Source organism: Streptomyces caelestis, assembly GCF_001279005.1.
GTDB lineage: Bacteria > Actinomycetota > Actinomycetes > Streptomycetales > Streptomycetaceae > Streptomyces > Streptomyces heliomycini.
The window spans coordinates 65,203-83,164 of the sequence record NZ_LGCN01000154.1; the positions used below are offsets into that span (position 1 = coordinate 65,203).

Annotated in this window: 13 protein-coding genes and 2 pseudogenes; 5 read left to right on the forward strand and 10 right to left on the reverse strand. The window is 72.1% G+C overall.

The annotated features are described in order from the left end of the window. The first annotated feature begins 172 nt into the window (after positions 1 to 172). On the forward strand, positions 173 to 3,448 hold the full coding sequence (locus ADK41_RS14515) for a glycoside hydrolase family 2 (protein ID WP_030826539.1): 3,276 nt from the start codon (positions 173 to 175) through the stop codon (positions 3,446 to 3,448). Between the two features lie 66 nt (positions 3,449 to 3,514). On the opposite strand, the gene ADK41_RS14520 is transcribed toward ADK41_RS14515, so the two are convergent. The 7 genes from ADK41_RS14520 to ADK41_RS14550 all read right to left on the reverse strand — a co-directional run bounded on the left by ADK41_RS14520 (position 3,515) and on the right by ADK41_RS14550 (position 13,410). Beyond that, positions 3,515 to 5,872, reverse strand: a complete 2,358-nt coding sequence (locus ADK41_RS14520) for a glycoside hydrolase family 2 (RefSeq protein ID WP_030826542.1) — start codon at positions 5,870 to 5,872, stop codon at positions 3,515 to 3,517. A gap of 132 nt (positions 5,873 to 6,004) precedes the next feature. After that, a complete protein-coding gene (locus ADK41_RS14525; RefSeq protein WP_030826544.1) occupies positions 6,005 to 7,039 on the reverse strand; it encodes an ABC transporter permease in 1,035 nt (344 codons plus the stop codon). Next, positions 7,036 to 7,998 carry an ABC transporter permease gene (locus ADK41_RS14530; protein WP_030826553.1) on the reverse strand — a complete coding sequence of 321 codons (963 nt, stop codon included), beginning with the start codon at positions 7,996 to 7,998 and terminating at the stop codon, positions 7,036 to 7,038. The genes ADK41_RS14525 and ADK41_RS14530 overlap by 4 nt, the downstream gene beginning before the upstream one ends. After that, positions 7,991 to 9,550 carry a sugar ABC transporter ATP-binding protein gene (locus ADK41_RS14535; protein WP_030826554.1) on the reverse strand — a complete coding sequence of 520 codons (1,560 nt, stop codon included), beginning with the start codon at positions 9,548 to 9,550 and terminating at the stop codon, positions 7,991 to 7,993. The genes ADK41_RS14530 and ADK41_RS14535 overlap by 8 nt, the downstream gene beginning before the upstream one ends. A gap of 64 nt (positions 9,551 to 9,614) precedes the next feature. After that, positions 9,615 to 10,712 carry an ABC transporter substrate-binding protein gene (locus ADK41_RS14540; RefSeq protein WP_030826556.1) on the reverse strand — a complete coding sequence of 366 codons (1,098 nt, stop codon included), beginning with the start codon at positions 10,710 to 10,712 and terminating at the stop codon, positions 9,615 to 9,617. Positions 10,713 to 11,325: 613 nt separating this feature from the next. Then, the gene (locus ADK41_RS14545) at positions 11,326 to 12,357 is read right to left on the reverse strand and encodes a LacI family DNA-binding transcriptional regulator (RefSeq protein WP_030826557.1); all 1,032 of its coding nucleotides are present in this window, start codon (positions 12,355 to 12,357) and stop codon (positions 11,326 to 11,328) included. Positions 12,358 to 12,456: 99 nt separating this feature from the next. Then, the gene (locus ADK41_RS14550) at positions 12,457 to 13,410 is read right to left on the reverse strand and encodes a substrate-binding domain-containing protein (RefSeq protein WP_063756532.1); all 954 of its coding nucleotides are present in this window, start codon (positions 13,408 to 13,410) and stop codon (positions 12,457 to 12,459) included. Between the two features lie 133 nt (positions 13,411 to 13,543). Here ADK41_RS14550 and ADK41_RS14555 point away from each other — a divergent pair, with 133 nt between their 5' ends. Then, the gene (locus tag ADK41_RS14555) at positions 13,544 to 14,734 is read left to right on the forward strand and encodes an MFS transporter (RefSeq protein ID WP_030826562.1); all 1,191 of its coding nucleotides are present in this window, start codon (positions 13,544 to 13,546) and stop codon (positions 14,732 to 14,734) included. 111 nt (positions 14,735 to 14,845) lie between these two features. Here ADK41_RS14555 and ADK41_RS42505 read toward each other — a convergent pair whose 3' ends face one another. Together ADK41_RS42505 and ADK41_RS14565 are read right to left on the reverse strand one after the other, a co-directional pair. Next, on the reverse strand, positions 14,846 to 15,190 hold the full coding sequence (locus ADK41_RS42505) for a hypothetical protein (protein ID WP_199822384.1): 345 nt from the start codon (positions 15,188 to 15,190) through the stop codon (positions 14,846 to 14,848). 69 nt (positions 15,191 to 15,259) lie between these two features. Continuing rightward, positions 15,260 to 16,090 carry an alpha/beta fold hydrolase gene (locus ADK41_RS14565; protein ID WP_030826564.1) on the reverse strand — a complete coding sequence of 277 codons (831 nt, stop codon included), beginning with the start codon at positions 16,088 to 16,090 and terminating at the stop codon, positions 15,260 to 15,262. A gap of 115 nt (positions 16,091 to 16,205) precedes the next feature. On the opposite strand from ADK41_RS14565, the gene ADK41_RS14570 reads away from it, so the two are divergent. The 3 genes and pseudogenes from ADK41_RS14570 to ADK41_RS43130 form a co-directional block, all read left to right on the forward strand. Next, positions 16,206 to 16,817: a DUF998 domain-containing protein gene (locus ADK41_RS14570; protein WP_030826567.1), complete on the forward strand. Its 612-nt coding sequence runs from the start codon at positions 16,206 to 16,208 to the stop codon at positions 16,815 to 16,817. 149 nt (positions 16,818 to 16,966) lie between these two features. Continuing rightward, positions 16,967 to 17,131, forward strand: a pseudogene (locus ADK41_RS14575) (aldo/keto reductase); the annotation flags it as partial. A gap of 109 nt (positions 17,132 to 17,240) precedes the next feature. Beyond that, positions 17,241 to 17,529 (forward strand): annotated as a pseudogene (locus ADK41_RS43130) (DUF4396 domain-containing protein); the annotation flags it as partial. Positions 17,530 to 17,541: 12 nt separating this feature from the next. Here the strand turns inward: ADK41_RS43130 and ADK41_RS14585 are convergent. Beyond that, entirely contained in the window at positions 17,542 to 17,754 is a 213-nt protein-coding gene (locus ADK41_RS14585; RefSeq protein WP_030826569.1) for a hypothetical protein, read from the reverse strand. Positions 17,755 to 17,962 lie beyond the last annotated feature (208 nt).

A 17,962-nucleotide genomic window follows, 5' to 3' on the forward strand; every position in this document is an offset into this window, starting at 1 on the left:
GTTCCACGAACTGACGGTGCGTCAGCTGTGCGCGAAGCCTGGACAGTCGTCGGGCGGCGTGTTGTCATTCCGCTGCACGCCGGATTTCCAACGTTGGAATGAAAGGTCGGCCGAGCCGACGGCCATCTCTGTTTCGTCCTGGCCCCATGCCCTCTGCGCGAGGAAAGGTTCGATGACAAGACAACTCATCCGTCCGGGATCCAGATCGTGGGCCCTGCTGACCGTGACCGCCCTGGCCCTGTCCACGGGCGCCCTGACGCCCGTCGCGTCGGCCGCCGTGCCGACGGCCGCGGTGTCCGCCGGCTCGACCGCCGCCGCCGCCGACGTCGTGGTGCACGGCCTGAAGGGCGAGTACTTCAGCATGTCGGCGCCGGGCGCCCGGGACTTCGCCGAACTCGGCGGCACCCTGCTGGAACCGCAGATCAACTTCTCCGGACTGACCAGCACCTTCGAGGAGCTGACCGGACGCACGGAGCACACGACCGCCCGCTGGACCGGGCAGATCGAGGCGCCGGAGACCGGCGAATACACCTTCCACGCCATCGGCGACAACGGTTTCCGGCTCTTCATCGACGACGAGCCGGTCATCGACCACTGGGTGGGCGACTGGGACAAGGAGCAGAGCAGCGCACCTGTCAGGCTGACCGCCGGCGAGAAGCACGACTTCCGCATGGAGATGTTCCAGGACGTCGGCGGCGCCAACATGTTCCTGCGCTGGTCGACGCCGACGATGGCCAAGCAGCTGGTGCCGACGACGGCGTTCACCCCGCCCGCCGGGTTCGAGGTCTTCCCGGTGGAACCGACCGTCACCGAGGACGGCCGGCGGCTGCGCGCCCGCTTCGAGGACCGGGTGGGCGACCTCGCCGAGGTGGCGGACCACCTCACGATCGAAGCCGACACGACCGCCATGCCGGTCACGTCGGTGACGGCCGCCCCCGGCGACCGCAACTCCCTCCTGATCACGCTCTCCGAGCCGGTCCAGAAGAACCAGCAGGTCCGGTTCACCTACGACGGCGAGGGCGGCCTCACGGCCGGCGGCAAGGCCGTGCCCCGGATCGTCCGCTACGCCACGAACACGTCCACCCACCGCATCACCACCCCGTGGGGCGACAAGGTCGACACGAGGAACCCGCTGCCGGAGTACCCCCGCCCGCAGCAGGTCCGCTCGAAGTGGAAGAACCTCAACGGGCCCTGGCAGTTCAGCGGCGCGAAGGCCGGTGAGCAGCCGGTCTTCGGCAAGGACCTGGACGAGAAGATCATCGTGCCGTTCCCGGTCGAGTCGCAGCTCTCCGGGCTCGAGCGGCACGAGGACCACATGTTCTACCGCAAGCTCGTGGACGTGCCGAAGAGCTGGAAGGTCGGCAAGAGCGGCAACGCCAACCGGCTGAAGCTGAACTTCGGCGCCGTGGACTACCGGGCCACCGTCTGGGTCAACGGCGAGAAGGTCGCCGAACACACCGGCGGCTACAACGCCTTCACCGCCGACGTCACCGACGCCCTCAAGAGCCGGGGCAAGCAGGAGATCGTGGTCGCGGTCACCGACACCGGCGGCGCCGACCAGCCGATGGGCAAGCAGTCCACCAACCCCGGCGGCATCTTCTACACCCAGTCGTCCGGCATCTGGCAGACCGTCTGGATGGAACCCGTCGCCGACACCTCCATTGACAACGTCGTCACGACGCCCGACATCGACACCGGCACCCTGGCGGTGACCGTCGAGTCCGAGGGCGCCTCCCGGCACGCCCGCGTCGAGGCCGTGGCCCGCGACGCCCGCGGCAAGGTCGTCGGCAGGGTCAGCGGACCGGCCAACAGCGAGCTGGACCTGCGCGTGGCCGGGCAGCACCTGTGGAGCCCGGACGACCCCTACCTCTACGACCTCGACATCAAGCTGAAGGACGGCAGGTCCACCGACAAGGTCGGCAGCTACTTCGGCATGCGCGAGATGGGCGTCGAGGAGGTCGGCGGCCACCGGAAGCTGGTCCTCAACGGCAAGCCGGTCTTCTCCCTCGCCACCCTCGACCAGGGCTTCTGGCCCGACGGCCTCTACACCGCGCCCAGCGACGACGCCCTCGCCTTCGACCTGAAGGCGCACAAGAAGCTCGGCTTCAACGCCGTCCGCAAGCACATCAAGGTGGAGTCGCCCCGCTGGTTCCACCACGCGGACAGGCTCGGTCTGCTGGTCTGGCAGGACTTCGTCTCCGGGAACCTCACCAACGAGACCGGACGGAAGGCCTTCGTCGACCAGGGCCGCGAGATGATGCGCCAGCACCACAACGCGCCCTCCGTCATCGGCTGGATCGTCTTCAACGAGGGCTGGGGCGAGTGGAACCGCGAGGAGAGCGGCCGTATCGCCGAGTCGGTGAAGGCCGCCGACCCGTCCCGGATCGTCAACGCCCACAGCGGTGTCAACTGCTGCAACTCCAAGGGCGACTCGGGCAAGGGCGACATCATCGACCACCACGACTACAACAACGACGACCCGCCCTTCCCGGACCACCGGGCGGCCATGGACGGTGAGCACGGCGGCTTCACGCTGCGCACCCCGGGCCACATGTGGCCGGGCACGCCGACCGTGATCTACAGCGGTGTCACCGACAAGGAGGCGCTGACCCGCAAGTACGTCGAGAACACCGAGAAGTTCTACCTCGACCAGGCCGGCGCCGAACTCTCCGGCTCGGTGTACACGCAGATCACCGACCTGGAGAACGAACTCAACGGCCTCTACACCTATGACCGCCGGGAGATCAAGGTCGATCCGGTCCGGGTCCGTGAGATCAACCGCGAGGTCATCGCGGCCGGCGCCGCGGCGGGCGACCGCGAACCGCTGAGGGGCGGCGGGTCCTGGTCCCTCGACGAGGGAGCCGGCACCACCGCGAAGGACGACGGCCCGAACGACAAGCCGCTCACGCTGAGCGGGGGCGCCACCTGGACCACCGGAGTCAGCGGCAGCGCGCTGAAGTTCGACGGCCGGGGGCAGTACGCGCAGACCGACGGCCCCGTGGTCGACACCACCGGCAGCTACACGGTCTCCGCCTGGGTCACCCTCGACTCCCTGCCCGGCAACTACGCCACCGCCGTCAGCCAGGACGGACGGCGCCAGGCCAGCCCCTTCTACCTGCAGTACGGTCAGGGCGCGTTCGCCTTCAGCACGCCCGACGGGCAGCGCGCACGGCTGGCGACCACGCCGGAGACCGACCGCTGGTACCACCTCGTCGGTGTGCGTGACGACGCGACCGGCCGGATCAGGCTCTACGTCGACGGCAAGCCGGTGGCGACCGCCACCGCCGGCCCCGCCTACGTCGCCACCGGCCCCCTCGCCGTGGGCCGCGCCCAGTGGAACGGCGAGAACACCGACTTCTGGGACGGCGCGGTGGACCAGGTCCACGCCTACGACAAGGCGCTCACCGCCGAGGAGGTGAGCGCGCTCTACGACGGGGAGAAGCGGTGACCCCCTCTCGACGGCGGGGTGGTGCGGGCGCCCATGGGCGCCCGCACCACCCCGTTCCTCATGGCGTCAGGGGGCCCAGGGGGCCTCCACCGCCCAGGTGGTGTCCTCGGCGAAGAGGGCGGGGCTGTCCCAGGCGTGGGCCCCGCCCGGGGTGGCCAGCCACAACTCGGCGTCGTAGTGGCGCAGATACTGCCCGGGGAAGTTGTAGGCGGACAGCCTCACCCCGCCGTTCGCGCCCCGGACCGGGCAGAAGGTGGCGTCGGCGCGGAACAGGTCGCCGCTGCCGCCCTCCTTGTACACGCGGTAGGCGCGGTGGCGCAGGTACTCGCCCGGGTAGTTCCGCGACTCGAACGAGTAGCAGGTGCCGTCGGCCAGACCGGGCACGATCCGCCACGTCGCGTCGTTCCTCAGCAGCGCGTCACTGCCGCCGGTCACGACCGCGGTGAACACGGCGCCGTCCTGGTGCCGCACCGAGCGGTCGGTGTGGCCCGGGGTCGTCACACGGAGGGACTTGTACTGACCGGTGGGCAGCGTCACCGGGGCGGCCGGTGAGCGGGACGCGTCGATCAGCGCCCGGTTGGCGGCCCTGACCCTGGCCTCGTCGACCTTGACCACCTGACGGTCGTAGGTGAGCAGGCCGTTGGCCTCGTTCTCGACGTCGGTGATCTCGGTGTAGACGGAGGCGGACAGCCCCCGGGGCACGCGCACCTCACGGATGCCGTCCAGCAGGCCGACGAACCGGTCGTTCAGGTGCGCGAGGCCGGGCTGGTCCTCGTAGCTGAAGCCGCCGCCGGGATACCACTCGTGGCCGGCCACCCTGAAGCCCAGTCCGCCGAACTCTCCGAGGACCGCGGCGCGGGTGGCGCTGGGCACCGTGGTGCCGGGACCCACGTAGACATGGTGGTCGACCACGTCGCCGTTGCCGCCGTCGACGGCCCCGCAGCAGTTGACCCCGCTCATGTTGTCCACCAGGCGCGACGGGTCGTACGCCTTGACCTCGTCGGCGATGCGCGCCTGGTCGTACTGGCCCCAGCCCTCGTTCTGGTTGACCCACATGACCAGCGCGGGGGAGCTGCGGTGCTGGTCGATGACGCGGTCGTACTCGGCCTCCCACTGCGCGCGCGCCGCGGCGTCCGGGGTGCGCTCCATGGACGGCATGTCCTGCCAGACGAGGAGCCCGAGCCGGTCGGCCCAGTAGAACCAGCGCTGCGGCTCCACCTTGATGTGCTTGCGCACCATGTTGAAGCCCAGGTCCTTGTGCTTCTGCAGGTCGAACCGCAGGGCCGCGTCGGTCGGCGCGGTGTAGATGCCGTCCGGCCAGTAGCCCTGGTCGAGTGTGCCGGTCTGGAACACGAACTGGCCGTTGAGCACGGGCCGCAGGACACCGTCCACCCGGGCGAGACCGACGGTGCGCATGCCGGTGTAGCTGCCGACCGTGTCGACCGTCGTCGAGCCGGACAGCAGGTCGGCGCGCACGTCGTAGAGGAAGGGATCGTCGGGTGTCCACCGGTGGGCGTTCGGCACCGGGACGGTGAACTCCGTGCCGACGGGACCGGTGGCCGTGCCGACTATGGTGCCGCCGGAGGAGACGGTCACGCGGGCCTGGTGTCCGCTCGTCCCGGCTCCCCGCACGGTCACCTTGAGCCGGCTGTTGGTGAGGTCGGGCACCATGTCGAGCCGGGTGATGTGCGCCGCCGACGTGGGCTCCAGCCACACCGTCTGCCAGATGCCGGAGGCGGCCGTGTAGAAGATGCCACCACCCGGGTGCGGGGTGACGTCGTTCAGCCGCTGCTTGCCGACCGCCTGGGTGCCGTTCTGGGTGGGGTCCCACACGGAGACGACGAGCGTGTTGGCGCCGCCGCGGTTCAGCAGGCCGGTGACGTCGTAGGAGAAGGAGTCGAAGCCGCCGTCGTGGGTGGCGCCGGCCTGCCGGTCGTTGACCCACACGGTGGTGCGCCAGTCACTGGCGCCGAAGTGCAGCTGGACGCGCCGGCCGTCCCAGCCGGCCGGGACGGTGAACGTGCGTTTGTACCAGAGCTTGTCGTTCTGGGTGATACGGCGCTGGATGCCGGACAGCGCCGACTCGGCGACGAACGGCACCCGGATCTGCTCCGGGAACGCGGCGGGCCGGCCGGCGTTCGCCGCGGTGACAGCGAAGTCCCAGACGCCGTTGAGGTTCGCCCACTCGGGGCGGGTGAGCTGCGGGCGCGGATACTCCGGCAGCGGGGTGTCGACGGGGACCTGGTTCGTCCAGGGCGTGGTCATCGGCGCGGGCTTCGGCGTCCACGCCGCGGGTGCCGCGGTCGCTGCCCCGGGGACGGTGAGGGCGGTGCCGGCCAGCAGGGCCAGCACCGCCAGAACGGTTGCCGTCCACCGCGGTCTCGGGCGGGCGGCGAGTGGGACGGGTGCGGGTGTCCTACGCATCGTCACTCCTCGGGAAGTGGGGGTGGGAGACGTACGCGTGCGAGAAGCGGCCGGCCGCGCGAGGAGCGTGACCGGCCGCCGTACCGGACGCGGCGGCGCGAGCCTGAGGCAACCCGCCACCGCGTCCGGGGTCTACAGCAGTTGCCGTCGGCGCCCCAGCCATGTCTGGGCGACGACCACCACGGCCAGGAAGGCACCGCTGACGACCTGCTGGTAGGAGGAGTCCAGCGAGCCGATCTGGTTGATGACGTTCTGGATCACCTTCAGCAGCAGCACCCCGACCAGCGACCCGCTGACGTGGCCGAGCCCTCCGGTGAGCAGCGTGCCGCCGATGACGACGGCGGAGATGGCCTCCAGCTCCATGCCGTTGCCCAGGATGGTCACCCCGGAGGCGAGCCAGGCGGCGTTCAGCGCCCCGGCGAGGCCCGCCAGCACCCCGGACAGCGTGTAGACGAGGATCTTGGTGCGGGCCACCGGGGCGCCCATCAGCGCCGCCGCGTCCTCGTTGCCGCCGACCGCGTACACGTGCTGTCCGAACCGCGTCCGGCGCAGCACGACCGCCCCGGCGACGAACAGCGCCAGCATGATCCACACCGGGTTGCCCAGGCCGAGCGTGCTGCCCTGCCCCAGCTCGGCCAGGAACGAGCCCTTGCCGATGAGATAGGTGTCGGCGCCCTCGTCGGTGATCGCCAGCATCAGCCCCCGGGCGCCGAGCATGGCCGCCAGGGTGACGATGAACGGCGCCAGGCGGGAGCGGGCCACCAGCAGGCCGTTGACCACGCCGATCGCGCCGCACACCACCAGCGGCAACAGCAGCGCCACCAGCGTCCCGTGCCGGGAACCCCAGGCCGCGAGGACCCCGCCGAGCGCGAACAGCGAGCCGACCGACAGGTCGATGCCCCCGGTGATGATCACGAACGTCATGCCGAGCGCGACGATCGCCAGGAACGCCGAACTCGTCGCCATGTTGCTGACGTTGTCGCCCGTGGCGAACGAGTCGAAGCTGAACGTCGCCACCAGGGAGACGATCACCAGCACCGCCAGCGCGCCGTGCTGCTGGACCAGGGCGGTCAGCCGCTCGGACCGCGCCGGCCCCACGGGCCCGTCGCCCGCCGGCCGCCTGCCGTCGTCCACGCTCACCGGCGCCTGCGTCTTCGTGACGGTCATCGCTTCCCCCGTCCCCGCGCCGCGTAGACCGCGGCCACGATCACCACGGCCTGCGCGATCTGCGTCCACGACGGCGGCAGATCGTGCTTGATCAGGGTGGCGGTGAGCAGCTGGATGAGGACCGCGCCCGCCACCGTCCCGGCGATGTTGACCCGGCCGCCGGTGAGCGGCGTCCCGCCGACCACGACGGCGGTGATGGCGGACAGCTCCATCAGGTTGCCCAGCGACGTCGGGTCACTGGCCTGCAGCCGCGCGGTGGCGAGCACCCCCGCCACGGCGGCGAGCAGCGCGCAGATCACGTACACGAGGATCAGCACGCGGCGCACCGGCAGTCCGGCGAGCTGCGCGGCCGGACGGCTGTCGCCGATGGCGAGCAGCTGCCGTCCGAAGGTGGTGCGGCGCACCACGAACGCCACCAGCAGCGCCAGCCCGGCGGCGATCAGGATGAGGTACGGGATCCCCAGCACGTCACCGGAACCCAGCGACGCCAGCTGCGGGTTGCGCAGGTCCTGGAGCTGCGGCAGCAGCACCAGGGCCACGCCACGCCCGCCCACCATCAGGGCGAGTGTCGCCACGATGGGCTGCACCCCGACCAGCGCCACCAGCGCCCCGTTCGCCAGCCCGACCGCGGCGGCGAACACCGCCACCACGAGCAGCGCGGGCACCAGGCCGTAGCCCAGGTAGAGGGCGGTCACGGAGGCCGCCAGCGCCATCACGGCACCCACCGACAGGTCGACGCCCTCGGTGCCGATGACCAGGGCCATCCCCAGCGCGACGATGATGACGGGCGCCACCTGCACGGCCTGGGTGCGGAAGTTCTCCGCGGACAGGAAGTGCGGCGTGATGGCGATGTTGACGACCAGCAGCAGCGCCACGCCGGCGTACACGCCGTACTTCTGCAGCCACTGCAGGGCGCGGGCCTTGTCCAGCGGGGCGGTCCTGAGTGCGGCTTCAGCCATCGGTGGCCGCCTCCTCGACCGCGTCCCCGTCCGGGGAGTGCCCGGCGATGGTCCGCATCAGCTTGTCCTCGGTGACCTCGTCGCCGGTCAGCTCGCCGACGACGGCACCGTCCTTCAGTACGACCACGCGGTCGGACCCTTCGATCAGTTCCTCCAGGTCGGAGGAGATGAGCAGGACGCCCAGGCCGTCCGCGGCCAGTTCGTCCACGAGCTTCTGCACCTCGGCCTTGGCCCCGACGTCGATGCCCCGGGTGGGCTCGTCCAGGAGCAGCACCTTGGGGTTCATCGCCAGCCAGCGGGCGAGCAGCACCTTCTGCTGGTTGCCGCCGGACAGTTCACCGACCTTCTGCCGCGGCGAGGACGCCTTGATGCGCAGTCGCTCGACGAAGGTGTCCACGATGCTGTCGACGCGTGCCTCGGAGACCAGGCCGAAGCGGGAGAGCCGGGGCAGGACGGCCAGCGAGATGTTCTCGCGGACCGACAGACCGGGCACGATCCCCTCGCTCTTGCGGTCCTCCGGCAGCAGACTGATGCCCGCCCGGATCGCCGCGGGGGTGGAGCCGCCGCGCAGCGGGATCCCGGCCACCGTGATGCTGCCCGAACTCGTCGGCAGCGCACCGGAGACGGCCTTCGCGGTCTCGGTGCGCCCGGAGCCGAGCAGCCCGCCCAGGCCGACGACCTCGCCGGGACGGATGCTCACGGACACCTCGTGCAGGGTGTGCGGGACCGTCAGTCCGCGGGCCTCCAGCACGGGCCGGCTGTCGGTGGCGTGGTGGCCGCCGGTGAACTTCGTCAGACCCTCCCGGCGGACCTCGCCCAGCTCCCGGCCCAGCATGGTGGAGACCAGGGAGAGCCGGTCGAGGTCGGCGAGCCGCCCGTGGTGGACGCGACGCCCGTCGCGCAGCACGGTCACCGTGTCGCACACGGCGTAGAGCTCGTCGAGGCGGTGGCTGACGTAGACGACGGCGATGCCCTCGTCGCGCAGCCGGCGGATGACCGAGAACAGCGTCTCGACCTCCCGCGGTTCCAGGGACGAGGTCGGCTCGTCCATGATGACGATCCGGGCCTCGCTCGCCACCGCGCGGGCCAGGGCGACCATCTGCTGCGCGCCGACGCCGAGGGCGCGCAGCGGCCTGCGGACGTCCACCCGGACGCCGTAGGCGCCCAGCGCCTGTTCGGCCTCGCGGTTCATGCGGGCGGAGTCCAGCAGGCCGAAACGGTTCCGCGGCTCGCGGCCCAGGAAGAGGTTGCGGGCCACGCTCAGCAGCGGGATGAGGTTGACCTCCTGGTAGATGGTCGAGATCCCGGCCTTCTGGGCCTCCAGCGGGGTGGCGAAGGAGACCTTGTCGCCCTGGAAAACGATGTCACCGGCGTCGGGCCGGTACACCCCGGTGAGGAGTTTGATGAGGGTCGACTTGCCGGCGCCGTTCTCGCCGATCAGGGCGTGCACCTCACCGGGGTGCAGGGTCAGGTCCACGTCGTCCAGGGCCCGGACGCCGGGGAAGGACTTGCTCAGTCCGCGGACGGCGAGGACTTCGGCGGGGGGAGCCACCTGTGCCTCCAGGAAGAAAGGGGTGACGGACGGACGGGGGCCCGTGAGCCGGGCCCGGAGCGGATCAGTAGGCCTTGCCGAGGTCCTGCTCGGCGTTGTCGGCGTCGTAGGCGCTGTCCTGGATCACGACGTCCTGGGGGACTTCCTTGCCCTGGGTGAAGGTGTCCAGCGTCTGGAACGCCAGCGGGCCGAACCTCGGGTTGGACTCGATGACGCCGCTGATCCAGCCGTCGACGACGCCCTGGACGGCGTTGCGCGTGCCGTCGACCGTGACGATCCTGATGTCGCCGGCCTTCTTGCCGGCGCCCTTGAGCGCGGCGACCGCGCCCAGGCCCATCTCGTCGTTCTCCGCGTAGATCCCCTTGATGCCGGGCTTGGACTGGATGAGCTGCTCGGTGACCTGCTGGCCCTTCTCACGGGTGAAGTCACCGGTCTGTTCGAAGACGACCTTCAGGCCGGGGGCCTTCTCGGCGACGCGCTCCTTGAAGCCCTTGGTGCGCTCGGTGGTGACGTTGTTCCCGGCCGAGCCCAGCAGGATGGCGACCTCGCCCTTGCCGTCGGTGGCCTCGATCATCTGGTCGGCGGCACGGCGGCCCTGCTCGACGAAGTCCGAGGCGATGAAGGAGACGTAGTCCTTGCAGGCCGTGGCGTTGATCTTGCGGTCGATGGTGACGATCGGGACCTTCTTCGCGGCGGCGGCCTGCAGGACCGGGTCCCAGCCGTCGGAGTTGAGCGGCGCGATCACCAGCAGGTCGGCGCCCTTGGCGAGGAGGTCCTGGACGTCGCTGATCTGCTTGGAGAACTGCGACTGGGCGTTGGCGGTGAGCAGCTCGACGCCCCGCTTCTCCGCCTCGTCCTTGATGGACTGCGTCTCCGCGATGCGGAACGGGTTGGCCTCCTTCTCCGACTGGGAGAAGCCGACCGTGGCGCCCTTCAGGTCGATCTTCTCGCCACCGTAGGCGTCGATGGTGCAGGTCTTGCTGCCCGGCTTCGGTGTGACGACCTTCTGCTCGGAGTCGGCGGCGGCCGCCGGGGACTTCTTGCCGTCCGACGCGTCGTCCTCCGACTTGGCGCAGGAGGTGGCGGTCAGGGCCACGGCGGCGGCCAAGGCCACGACCACGGGACGGGCGAGGAGGCGGGAACGGTGAGTGGTGCGCTGCATGGTGACCCCGATCCGGGTGACGCTGAAAGGGAACTGGGGAGCCGAAGGACGCGCGGACGTGGTGCTGCTCCCCCTGTGCGAAGCGGCGTCCGGTGCGCCGCAAGGAGGTTTTACATCGTTGGAAGAGGGCTGTAAACCCCCTGTGCACGAGGTGCGGACCGAACGGAGCGAAGAGCCGGCGGCGCGTTTTCCGGGCCGCCCGACCGGGCAAGCGCTTGCCGGGAAGGCCCCGTTCTCCACGGGCGGTTGTGCCTCGCCCGGTGCTTCGAAGGGCTGGGAGGCGCCCCGGGAGCGGACCCGGGGGCGTTGGGGGAGGCGCCCCGCGAACGCCGGGCCGCGCACCCGTCACGCCGCCGAGCGCGTCCGACCGGCCCCCGGTCGCGCGCACTCCGGCGTGCCGGTGCTCATGGGCGCACGAGGTCACGCCGGTTCCGCGGGTGTGTCGCGTTCCCGGCGCGCCCGCCCGGCCTCCGGCCGCCGCCCGGTGTGTCACCCGCCGGCGATCCCCGTGCCACAGCCGTGTCGTGTCCGCGGCGGCACCAGGGGCGCGGGTTCGTCGCGAAACCGGGGACGCCGCCCGTGACGTACTACCCGGACGGGCGCGCCCGGTGTCTCAGGCGTGCGCCGGCTTCTCCGCGGCGGCCCGCCCCAACGTGCTCTCCCGTTCGGCGAGTCGGTAATCCGCCCGGATCCGGCGCGGCTGCGGCGCCCGGTCGTTGAGGCGGGCGAGCACCGACTCCACCGCCAGCCGGCCGATGGCGGCCTTGTCCGGCGACACGGAGGTGAGCGTCACCGCCCCGAAGCGTCCCTCGATCACGTCGTCGAAGCCGACGACGGCGATGTCCTCCGGTACCCGCAGCCCCCGCTCGTGCAGCACCCGCATCGCCCCGATCGCCATCGGGTCGTTGTAGGCGAACACCGCGTCGGGCCGCCGTCCGCCGTCCAGGATGTGCCGCATGGCCAGCGCCCCGTCGGCGTGTCCCCAGCCGTCGGTGGCGGCGACGAGCCCTTCGTCGGCCGGCAGTCCGGCCGCGGTGAGTTCTTCGCGCCAGCCGCGCACCCGCAGTTGCGCCGGCTCGCTGCGTCCGCGCCGGGCCCCGATGAACGCCACCTCCCGGCGCCCCAGACCGATCAGGTGCCCGACGGCGGCGCGGGCCGCGGCCACGTTGTCGATGGCGATGTGGTCGTACGGCAGGTCGTAGTCCCGCTCGCCGAGCAGGACCAGCGGCACGTCCTCGGCGCGGTCGCGCAGGTCCTCGGCCTCCAGCTCGATGGGGCTGAGGATGAGGCCGTCGATGACCCGGGCCCGGAAGCCCTGGCTCACCAGCAACTCCTGCTCGCGCATGCCCCCGGTGTGGTCGAGCAGCACGATGTAGTCGTGCTCGGACGCCGCGTCGATGACGGAGGCGGCCAGTTCGGCGAAGTAGGGGTTCCCGAGCTCGGGCAGGGCGAGCGCGATGATGCCCGTACGCCCCTTCCTCAGGTGCCTGGCGGCGAGGTTGGGCCGGTAGCCGAGCGCGTCGATGGACCGCTGCACACGCTCGCGCATGGCCGGGGTGACGTGCTGGTAGTTGTTCACCACGTTGGAGACGGTCTTGATGGAGACCCCCGCGTGCGCGGCGACGTCCTTGAGGCTGACCCGCACGGCAATCCCTTCGTGAGCGGCCCGACCCGGTTGGTCGGTGCGGATGCCCGCCGTCACCATGAGCCGTGCGCCGAGCCGCTGGGCTCAAGTTTTACAACGTTATACACGCCGTTCCGCGACACTGACAAGGCGTGAACGAGGGCGTGCCGGGAACGGCCCGCGGGCCTCGCCGGACCGGACGGCTTTCGAGGGCCGGCGACGGGGCCGTCCAGGGAAGTGTCGTCCCGGCGGGCCCGCGCCGTCCACCGACGCGGGCCCGCGTCCACGGGCGGGCCGCCGGCCGGAGCGGCCCGGCCTCCCTCGGCCTCCCGAGCCCTCCCGCGCGATCGGCCGGTGCCCCGCCGTCTCGTCGACCGCCGGTCCGCCCGGCCCGCCCGCGTCGATACGGTCCGGCAGCGACTTCACCGCCCGCCGCGCGACGCCACGCTTGTCCGGGGCGACGGTGGTGAGGGCGGGGATGCTGAACCGGGTGGCCTCGATGTCGTCGAACCCGACCACGTCGAGGTCCTCGAACACCGGCCGGCCGTCCGCGTGAAGGGCCCGCACCGCTGTGAGCACCAGGCGGTCGTGGAGGCAGGGCGCCACGTGGCCGGCGCTGCCGGGCAGGTCGCACTCGCCCAGCGGTACCAGCGGCAGCCGGGTTCCGCGATCGGCCGGGGCGCCGGGTTCCAGGGCGAGCGGCGAGCGGACGACACCGCCGGTGGACCGGGCGTCGTCCCCGCGCACCGCGGCCGGTTCCTCCTCGTGCCGCCCGCCGGTCCCGGCCGGCAGTGTGGTGCCGCCCCGGTCTTCGGTCCCCGCCATGACGTGCCGGGCCGGTTCGGCGAAGCAGGCGACGTCCAGGTCCGCCACGGCCGGGGCGATCACGCCCGTACGGCCCCGGCGCGGCTGCCGTCCGGCGATGTCGCCCCGGTGGCCGAGGGCGTCGACGGCCCCCTGTACCGCGGCCCGGGTCCGCTCGAAGACGTGCCCGTAGTCGCCGAGGACGTTCGCCCTCGTCTTCGCCGAGACGCCGGCGCACTCCGCGACGTCCGTGATCCAGGGCCTGCCCATGCTTCCCTTCTCCCACCTCCCGCCGTGTCCGGGATCGTCACGGCAGCTCCGACGGGCGGGGCCGCGGACGGTCGGTGACCCCCGGTGGCGTGCCGGAGGGGACCGCTGCGGGCTGAGGCGTTAGCGTCGGGACATGGCCGGTGATCGCCGCGGATGGCGGGCGTGTCTGCTCGGCGGTGCGGTGTTCGCGGTGTGCATGACCGGCACCACGCTGCCGACCCCGCTCTACCCCCTGTACCAGCAGAAGTTCGGCTTCTCCGAGCTGACGGTCACCGTCGTGTACGCGGTGTACGCCTTCGCGGTCATCGGAGTGCTGCTGCTGGCCGGCAACGCCTCGGACGCCGTGGGCCGGCGCCCGGTGCTGCTGTGGGGTCTGGGGTGCGCGGCCGCGAGCGCCGTCTGCTTCCTGTGCGCCACCGCGCTGGGCTGGCTGTACGCCGGGCGGCTGCTGTCCGGGTTCTCCGCCGGACTGTTCACCGGCGCCGCCACGGCCTACGTCATGGAGTCGGCGCCGCCCGGCGGAACGTCCCGGGCCACGTTCGTCGCCACCGCCGTCAACATGGGCGGCCTCGGCTGCGGCCCGCTGCTCGCCGGCCTCCTCGCCGAGTACGCGCCCTGGCCGCTGTACCTGCCGTTCGCCGTGCACCTCGCCCTGGTGGCCTGCTCGGCCGCCGTCCTGCTGCGGCTCCCGGAGACCGTGGCGGAGCGCCGCCCGCTGAAAACCGTACGGCCGCAGCGGCCGGGGGTGCCGGCGCGGGTGCGGCCGGTGTTCGGCCCGGCGGCGGCCGCCTCCTTCGTGGGGTTCGCGTTGTTCGGCGTGTTCACCTCCGTCAGTCCGGCCTTCCTCGCGCGGTCCCTGGACGTCACCGATCACGCCGTGAGCGGGCTGGTGGTGGCGCTGGCCTTCTTCGCCTCGACCGGCGGGCAGCTGGCCGCCGGCCGGGCCGGCCCGGTCCGGTCACTGCCGCTGGGCTGCGCCGGACTCCTCACCGGGCTGGCGCTGCTCGCGGCCGCGTTGTACTGGGACCTGCTGACGCTGGTGGTGCTCAGCGCGGTCACCGGAGGATTCGGCCAGGGACTCGCCTTCCGTGGCGCGCTGTCCGCGGTGAGCGGGGCGTCCCCGTCGGACCGGCGCGCGGCGGTGATCTCGACGCTGTTCGTGGTGGCGTACCTCGGCATTTCGGTGCCGGTCATCGGTGTCGGGCTGCTGACCGGCCCGATGGGCCTGGAAGGCGCGGGGCTGGTGTTCATCGCCTGCATGGGAGCCCTCGTCGTCGCGGCGGCCGGCTACCTCCTGCGCCGGCCGGTGCCGGCGGGGACGTGAACACCGGCCGTGCGCGGCGGCCGGCTCACTTCGGCCGGGCGGAGTTGCGGACGACGTCGACGAAGTCGATCCGGGGAAGACCGGGGACGAAGTGCTCGAGGACGTCCGCGTTCACCGTGCCGAAGGCGCCGTCCGGGCGGTGCCTGAAGCCGTCGGTGAAGGCCTGGAGGATCTGCCGCCTGAAGTCCGGGTGGGGATGACCTCGCCGGTCCGCGCCCGGATGATGCCGCCGAGGCGCGGGCCGGGCACGTCGGTCGCGACGCCCGCGGTGGTGACGGCGGTTCCAGGCGTCGGTCCGTAGAGGATCTCCGGGGTGGTGCGCGGGGCGTCGGCCGTCCACACCTGCTCCGCGTCCCCCTCGGACAGCCCGTGGCTCAGCGGGAACGCGCGTGCCCGGTCGGCGCCGTACCGGTCGGCCCCGCTGAAGAACTCCGCGGGGCCGGAGAGATCCAGCATCTTCACGCCGTCGAGGACCGGTGCTCCGACCGTGTGTGCTTTCGGCGCCGTCCGAACGACCGGGCCGCGCTAGGACCTGATGAACTCCAGGATGTCGCGGTTGAGGACGTCCGGATGGGTCGCCAGCATGCCGTGGGGGTACCCCTCGTAGGACTTCAGGGTGCCGTTCTTGAGCAGCTTGACCGTCAACGGGGCGGAGTCCTCGTAGGGGACGACCTGGTCGCCGGTGCCGTGCGCGACGAGGACCGGGACGTCGATCCGCCGGAGGTCCTCGGTGAAGTCGGTCTCCGAGAACGCCTTGATGCACTCGTAGTGGGCGTTGGCCGCCCCCATCATGCCCTGCCGCCACCAGTTGTCGATCAACCCCTGGGAGACCTCCGCGCCGGGCCGGTTGAATCCGTAGAACGGGCCCGACGGCACGTCGATGAAGAACTGCGCGCGGTTGGCGGCCAGGGCCGCGCGGAACCCGTCGAAGACGTCGATCGGCAGACCGCCGGGATTGCTCTCGGACTTGACCATGACCGGGGGAACCGCGCCGACCAGCACCGCCTTCGCGACCCTGCCGGGCTCGGCCCGCGCGACGTACCGCGCGACCTCTCCGCCGCCGGTCGAGTGTCCGACGTGTACGGCCCCTCGGAGATCGAGGGCTCCGGTCAGCGCCGCCACGTCCGCGGCGTAGGTGTCCATCTCATGGCCGGTCGAGGTCTGACTGGAGCGCCCGTGACCACGTCGGTCGTGCGCGATCACGCGATAGCCGTGGGAGAGGAAGAACAGCATCTGGTTGTCCCAGTCGTCGGCACTGAGCGGCCAGCCGTGGTGGAAGACGATCGGCTGTCCGTCGCGCGGACCCCAGTCCTTGTAGAAGATGACCGTGCCGTCGGGGGTGGTGACCGTGCCCATGGATGATCCCTCCGCGTGATCCGTACCGACGGCACTCACCCTACGCTCCGGCTCGGCGCGCCTCATCTCCTGAATGTCCGCTGAGGGATGACCGGACGCGTCTTATGGTGGTTCGATGCCGCTTGTTACCAGATGGGCCCTCCTGTCCTCGGGATGTGCGCCCGTCCTGTTGATCGGGGGCTGGACGACCGCGGCGTCGCTGGAGGGACCCGCCTACGACCCCGTCACTCAGACGATCAGCGTCCTGGCGGCCTACGGAGCCGCGGGGTCCTGGGTGATGACCGTCGCGCTGCTGGCGCTGGGCGCCTGCCATCTGCTCACCGCCTGGGGGCTGCGGGCGGCGGCGACGGCCGGACGCGTGGCGCTGGCCGGCGGCGGAGTGGCGGCGCTGGTGGTGGCGCTGCTGCCGGTGCCGAGCAGTGGAGGGTCCCTGCGGCACGGTTCGGTGGCCGCCGTCGGATTCGCGCTGCTGGCCCTGTGGCCGCTGCTGGCCACCGGCGGAGGCGCCGCTCCATGGGCGCTGCGGCCGGCGGTCTCGGCCGCGGCGACCGCCTTGATGCTCGTCGGCGCCGTGTGGTTCCTCGTCGAGACGCACCGTCAGGGGGCGGCCGGTGTCGCGGAACGCGTGGTGACGACCCTTCAGTCCCTGTGGCCCTTCGTGGTCGTCACCTCCTGCCTCCGTCATGCCGCAGGCGGCGACGAGCCGCCCGCGGGCCGGACGGGTTGACGGAGGCCGGTGAGGCGCGGGCCGGTGCGACGGCGTGCGGGCGTCGACGGCGAACAGACCGTCGAAGGCGAGTACGAGGCGGCGGCGCCGGGTCCGCAGCTGCCGGTCCGGCACGGTGCCGCCGTCCGGTGGGCGCCGCCGAGCGGCGGCTCGGCCCCCGCACCCGGGAGCGGCTGACCGAGGCGCTGCCCGCGGCGGCCCTGGACCTCACCGCGGACGACCTCGCGGAGATCGAGAAGGCGGTGCCGCCGGGCGCCGCCCGCGGCGACCGCTGTCCGCCCGCTTTCATGGCCGGTCTCGGGGTGGGCAACTGAGCCGGGCGACTCCCGCCCGAGCGGCCTGACGGCACGGCCGGCGCGGTACGGCGCGCTCCCGGCGCGCCCGGGTCTGCGGCGGAATCCGCCCGCAGACCCGGGCCGCCGCATCGCCCTCGCCTTCGGTTGCTCCTTCACGCTCCTCGCGGTGGTGCGCGCGGGCCTGCCCCCAAGGCCGCGATCGGAGTGGCGCCGGCCGCCGGCACGGTCTCCATCGCGGTGAGGGAACCGGGCGACAACGCGATCATCGCCCTGACGCCGGGCGCGATGGACGCGCAGCTGTCGGACGGGCTGTTCCGATCGGCGGCTTCGCCGTGGCGTTCGCGGTCACCACGCCGGTGAACAAGTGGATGACCGGCCGCGGCAAGGGCCACGCCGTCGCCCACGCGCACCCCTGACCGCGGACTGTCTCAGGGCTCGCGGTCCAGGACGCGGCGGGCCGCCTCGGCCTCCGCCGCCGACGGGGACAACTCGTCGAGGGAGTCGAGCTCGGTGTCGGCCTCCAGCTCCCGCTCCCAGGCCGCCGCCAGCCGTTCCTGCTCCTCGCGGGGCCTGTTGCCGACGACGTCCCGGTGGTGAGGGTCCAGGGCCGTGAGGAACCGTTCGACCGGATCCATGGGCATGCCGTGCTCCTTGTCGCTCGAAAGGGGCCGCGCTACCGGTCCAGGATGGCCAGCCCGCCCCGGGGCGGCGGCCCGACACGGCCTGCGGCCACCCTGATGGCCCCGCTCCGCGGCGGCGCCCGTCCCGGGGGAGGAGGACCCCGAGGCCCGTTGTCAGAGACCTCCTCTACAGTTCCCGTCACTTGATCACTGCGGGTGCGGGAGGCAC

Coding starts and splice junctions, on each gene's coding strand:
- ADK41_RS42505 (WP_199822384.1), bottom strand. CDS start 15,190: ATGCTGGATCTCTCCGGCCCCGCGGAGTTCTTCAGCGGGGCCGACCGG.
- ADK41_RS14565 (WP_030826564.1), bottom strand. CDS start 16,090: ATGGGCACGGTCACCACCCCCGACGGCACGGTCATCTTCTACAAGGAC.
- ADK41_RS14530 (WP_030826553.1), bottom strand. CDS start 7,998: ATGGCTGAAGCCGCACTCAGGACCGCCCCGCTGGACAAGGCCCGCGCC.
- ADK41_RS14520 (WP_030826542.1), bottom strand. CDS start 5,872: ATGCGTAGGACACCCGCACCCGTCCCACTCGCCGCCCGCCCGAGACCG.
- ADK41_RS14550 (WP_063756532.1), bottom strand. CDS start 13,410: ATGGGCAGGCCCTGGATCACGGACGTCGCGGAGTGCGCCGGCGTCTCG.
- ADK41_RS14585 (WP_030826569.1), bottom strand. CDS start 17,754: ATGCCCATGGATCCGGTCGAACGGTTCCTCACGGCCCTGGACCCTCAC.
- ADK41_RS14555 (WP_030826562.1), top strand. CDS start 13,544: ATGGCCGGTGATCGCCGCGGATGGCGGGCGTGTCTGCTCGGCGGTGCG.
- ADK41_RS14540 (WP_030826556.1), bottom strand. CDS start 10,712: ATGCAGCGCACCACTCACCGTTCCCGCCTCCTCGCCCGTCCCGTGGTC.
- ADK41_RS14570 (WP_030826567.1), top strand. CDS start 16,206: ATGCCGCTTGTTACCAGATGGGCCCTCCTGTCCTCGGGATGTGCGCCC.
- ADK41_RS14515 (WP_030826539.1), top strand. CDS start 173: ATGACAAGACAACTCATCCGTCCGGGATCCAGATCGTGGGCCCTGCTG.
- ADK41_RS14525 (WP_030826544.1), bottom strand. CDS start 7,039: ATGACCGTCACGAAGACGCAGGCGCCGGTGAGCGTGGACGACGGCAGG.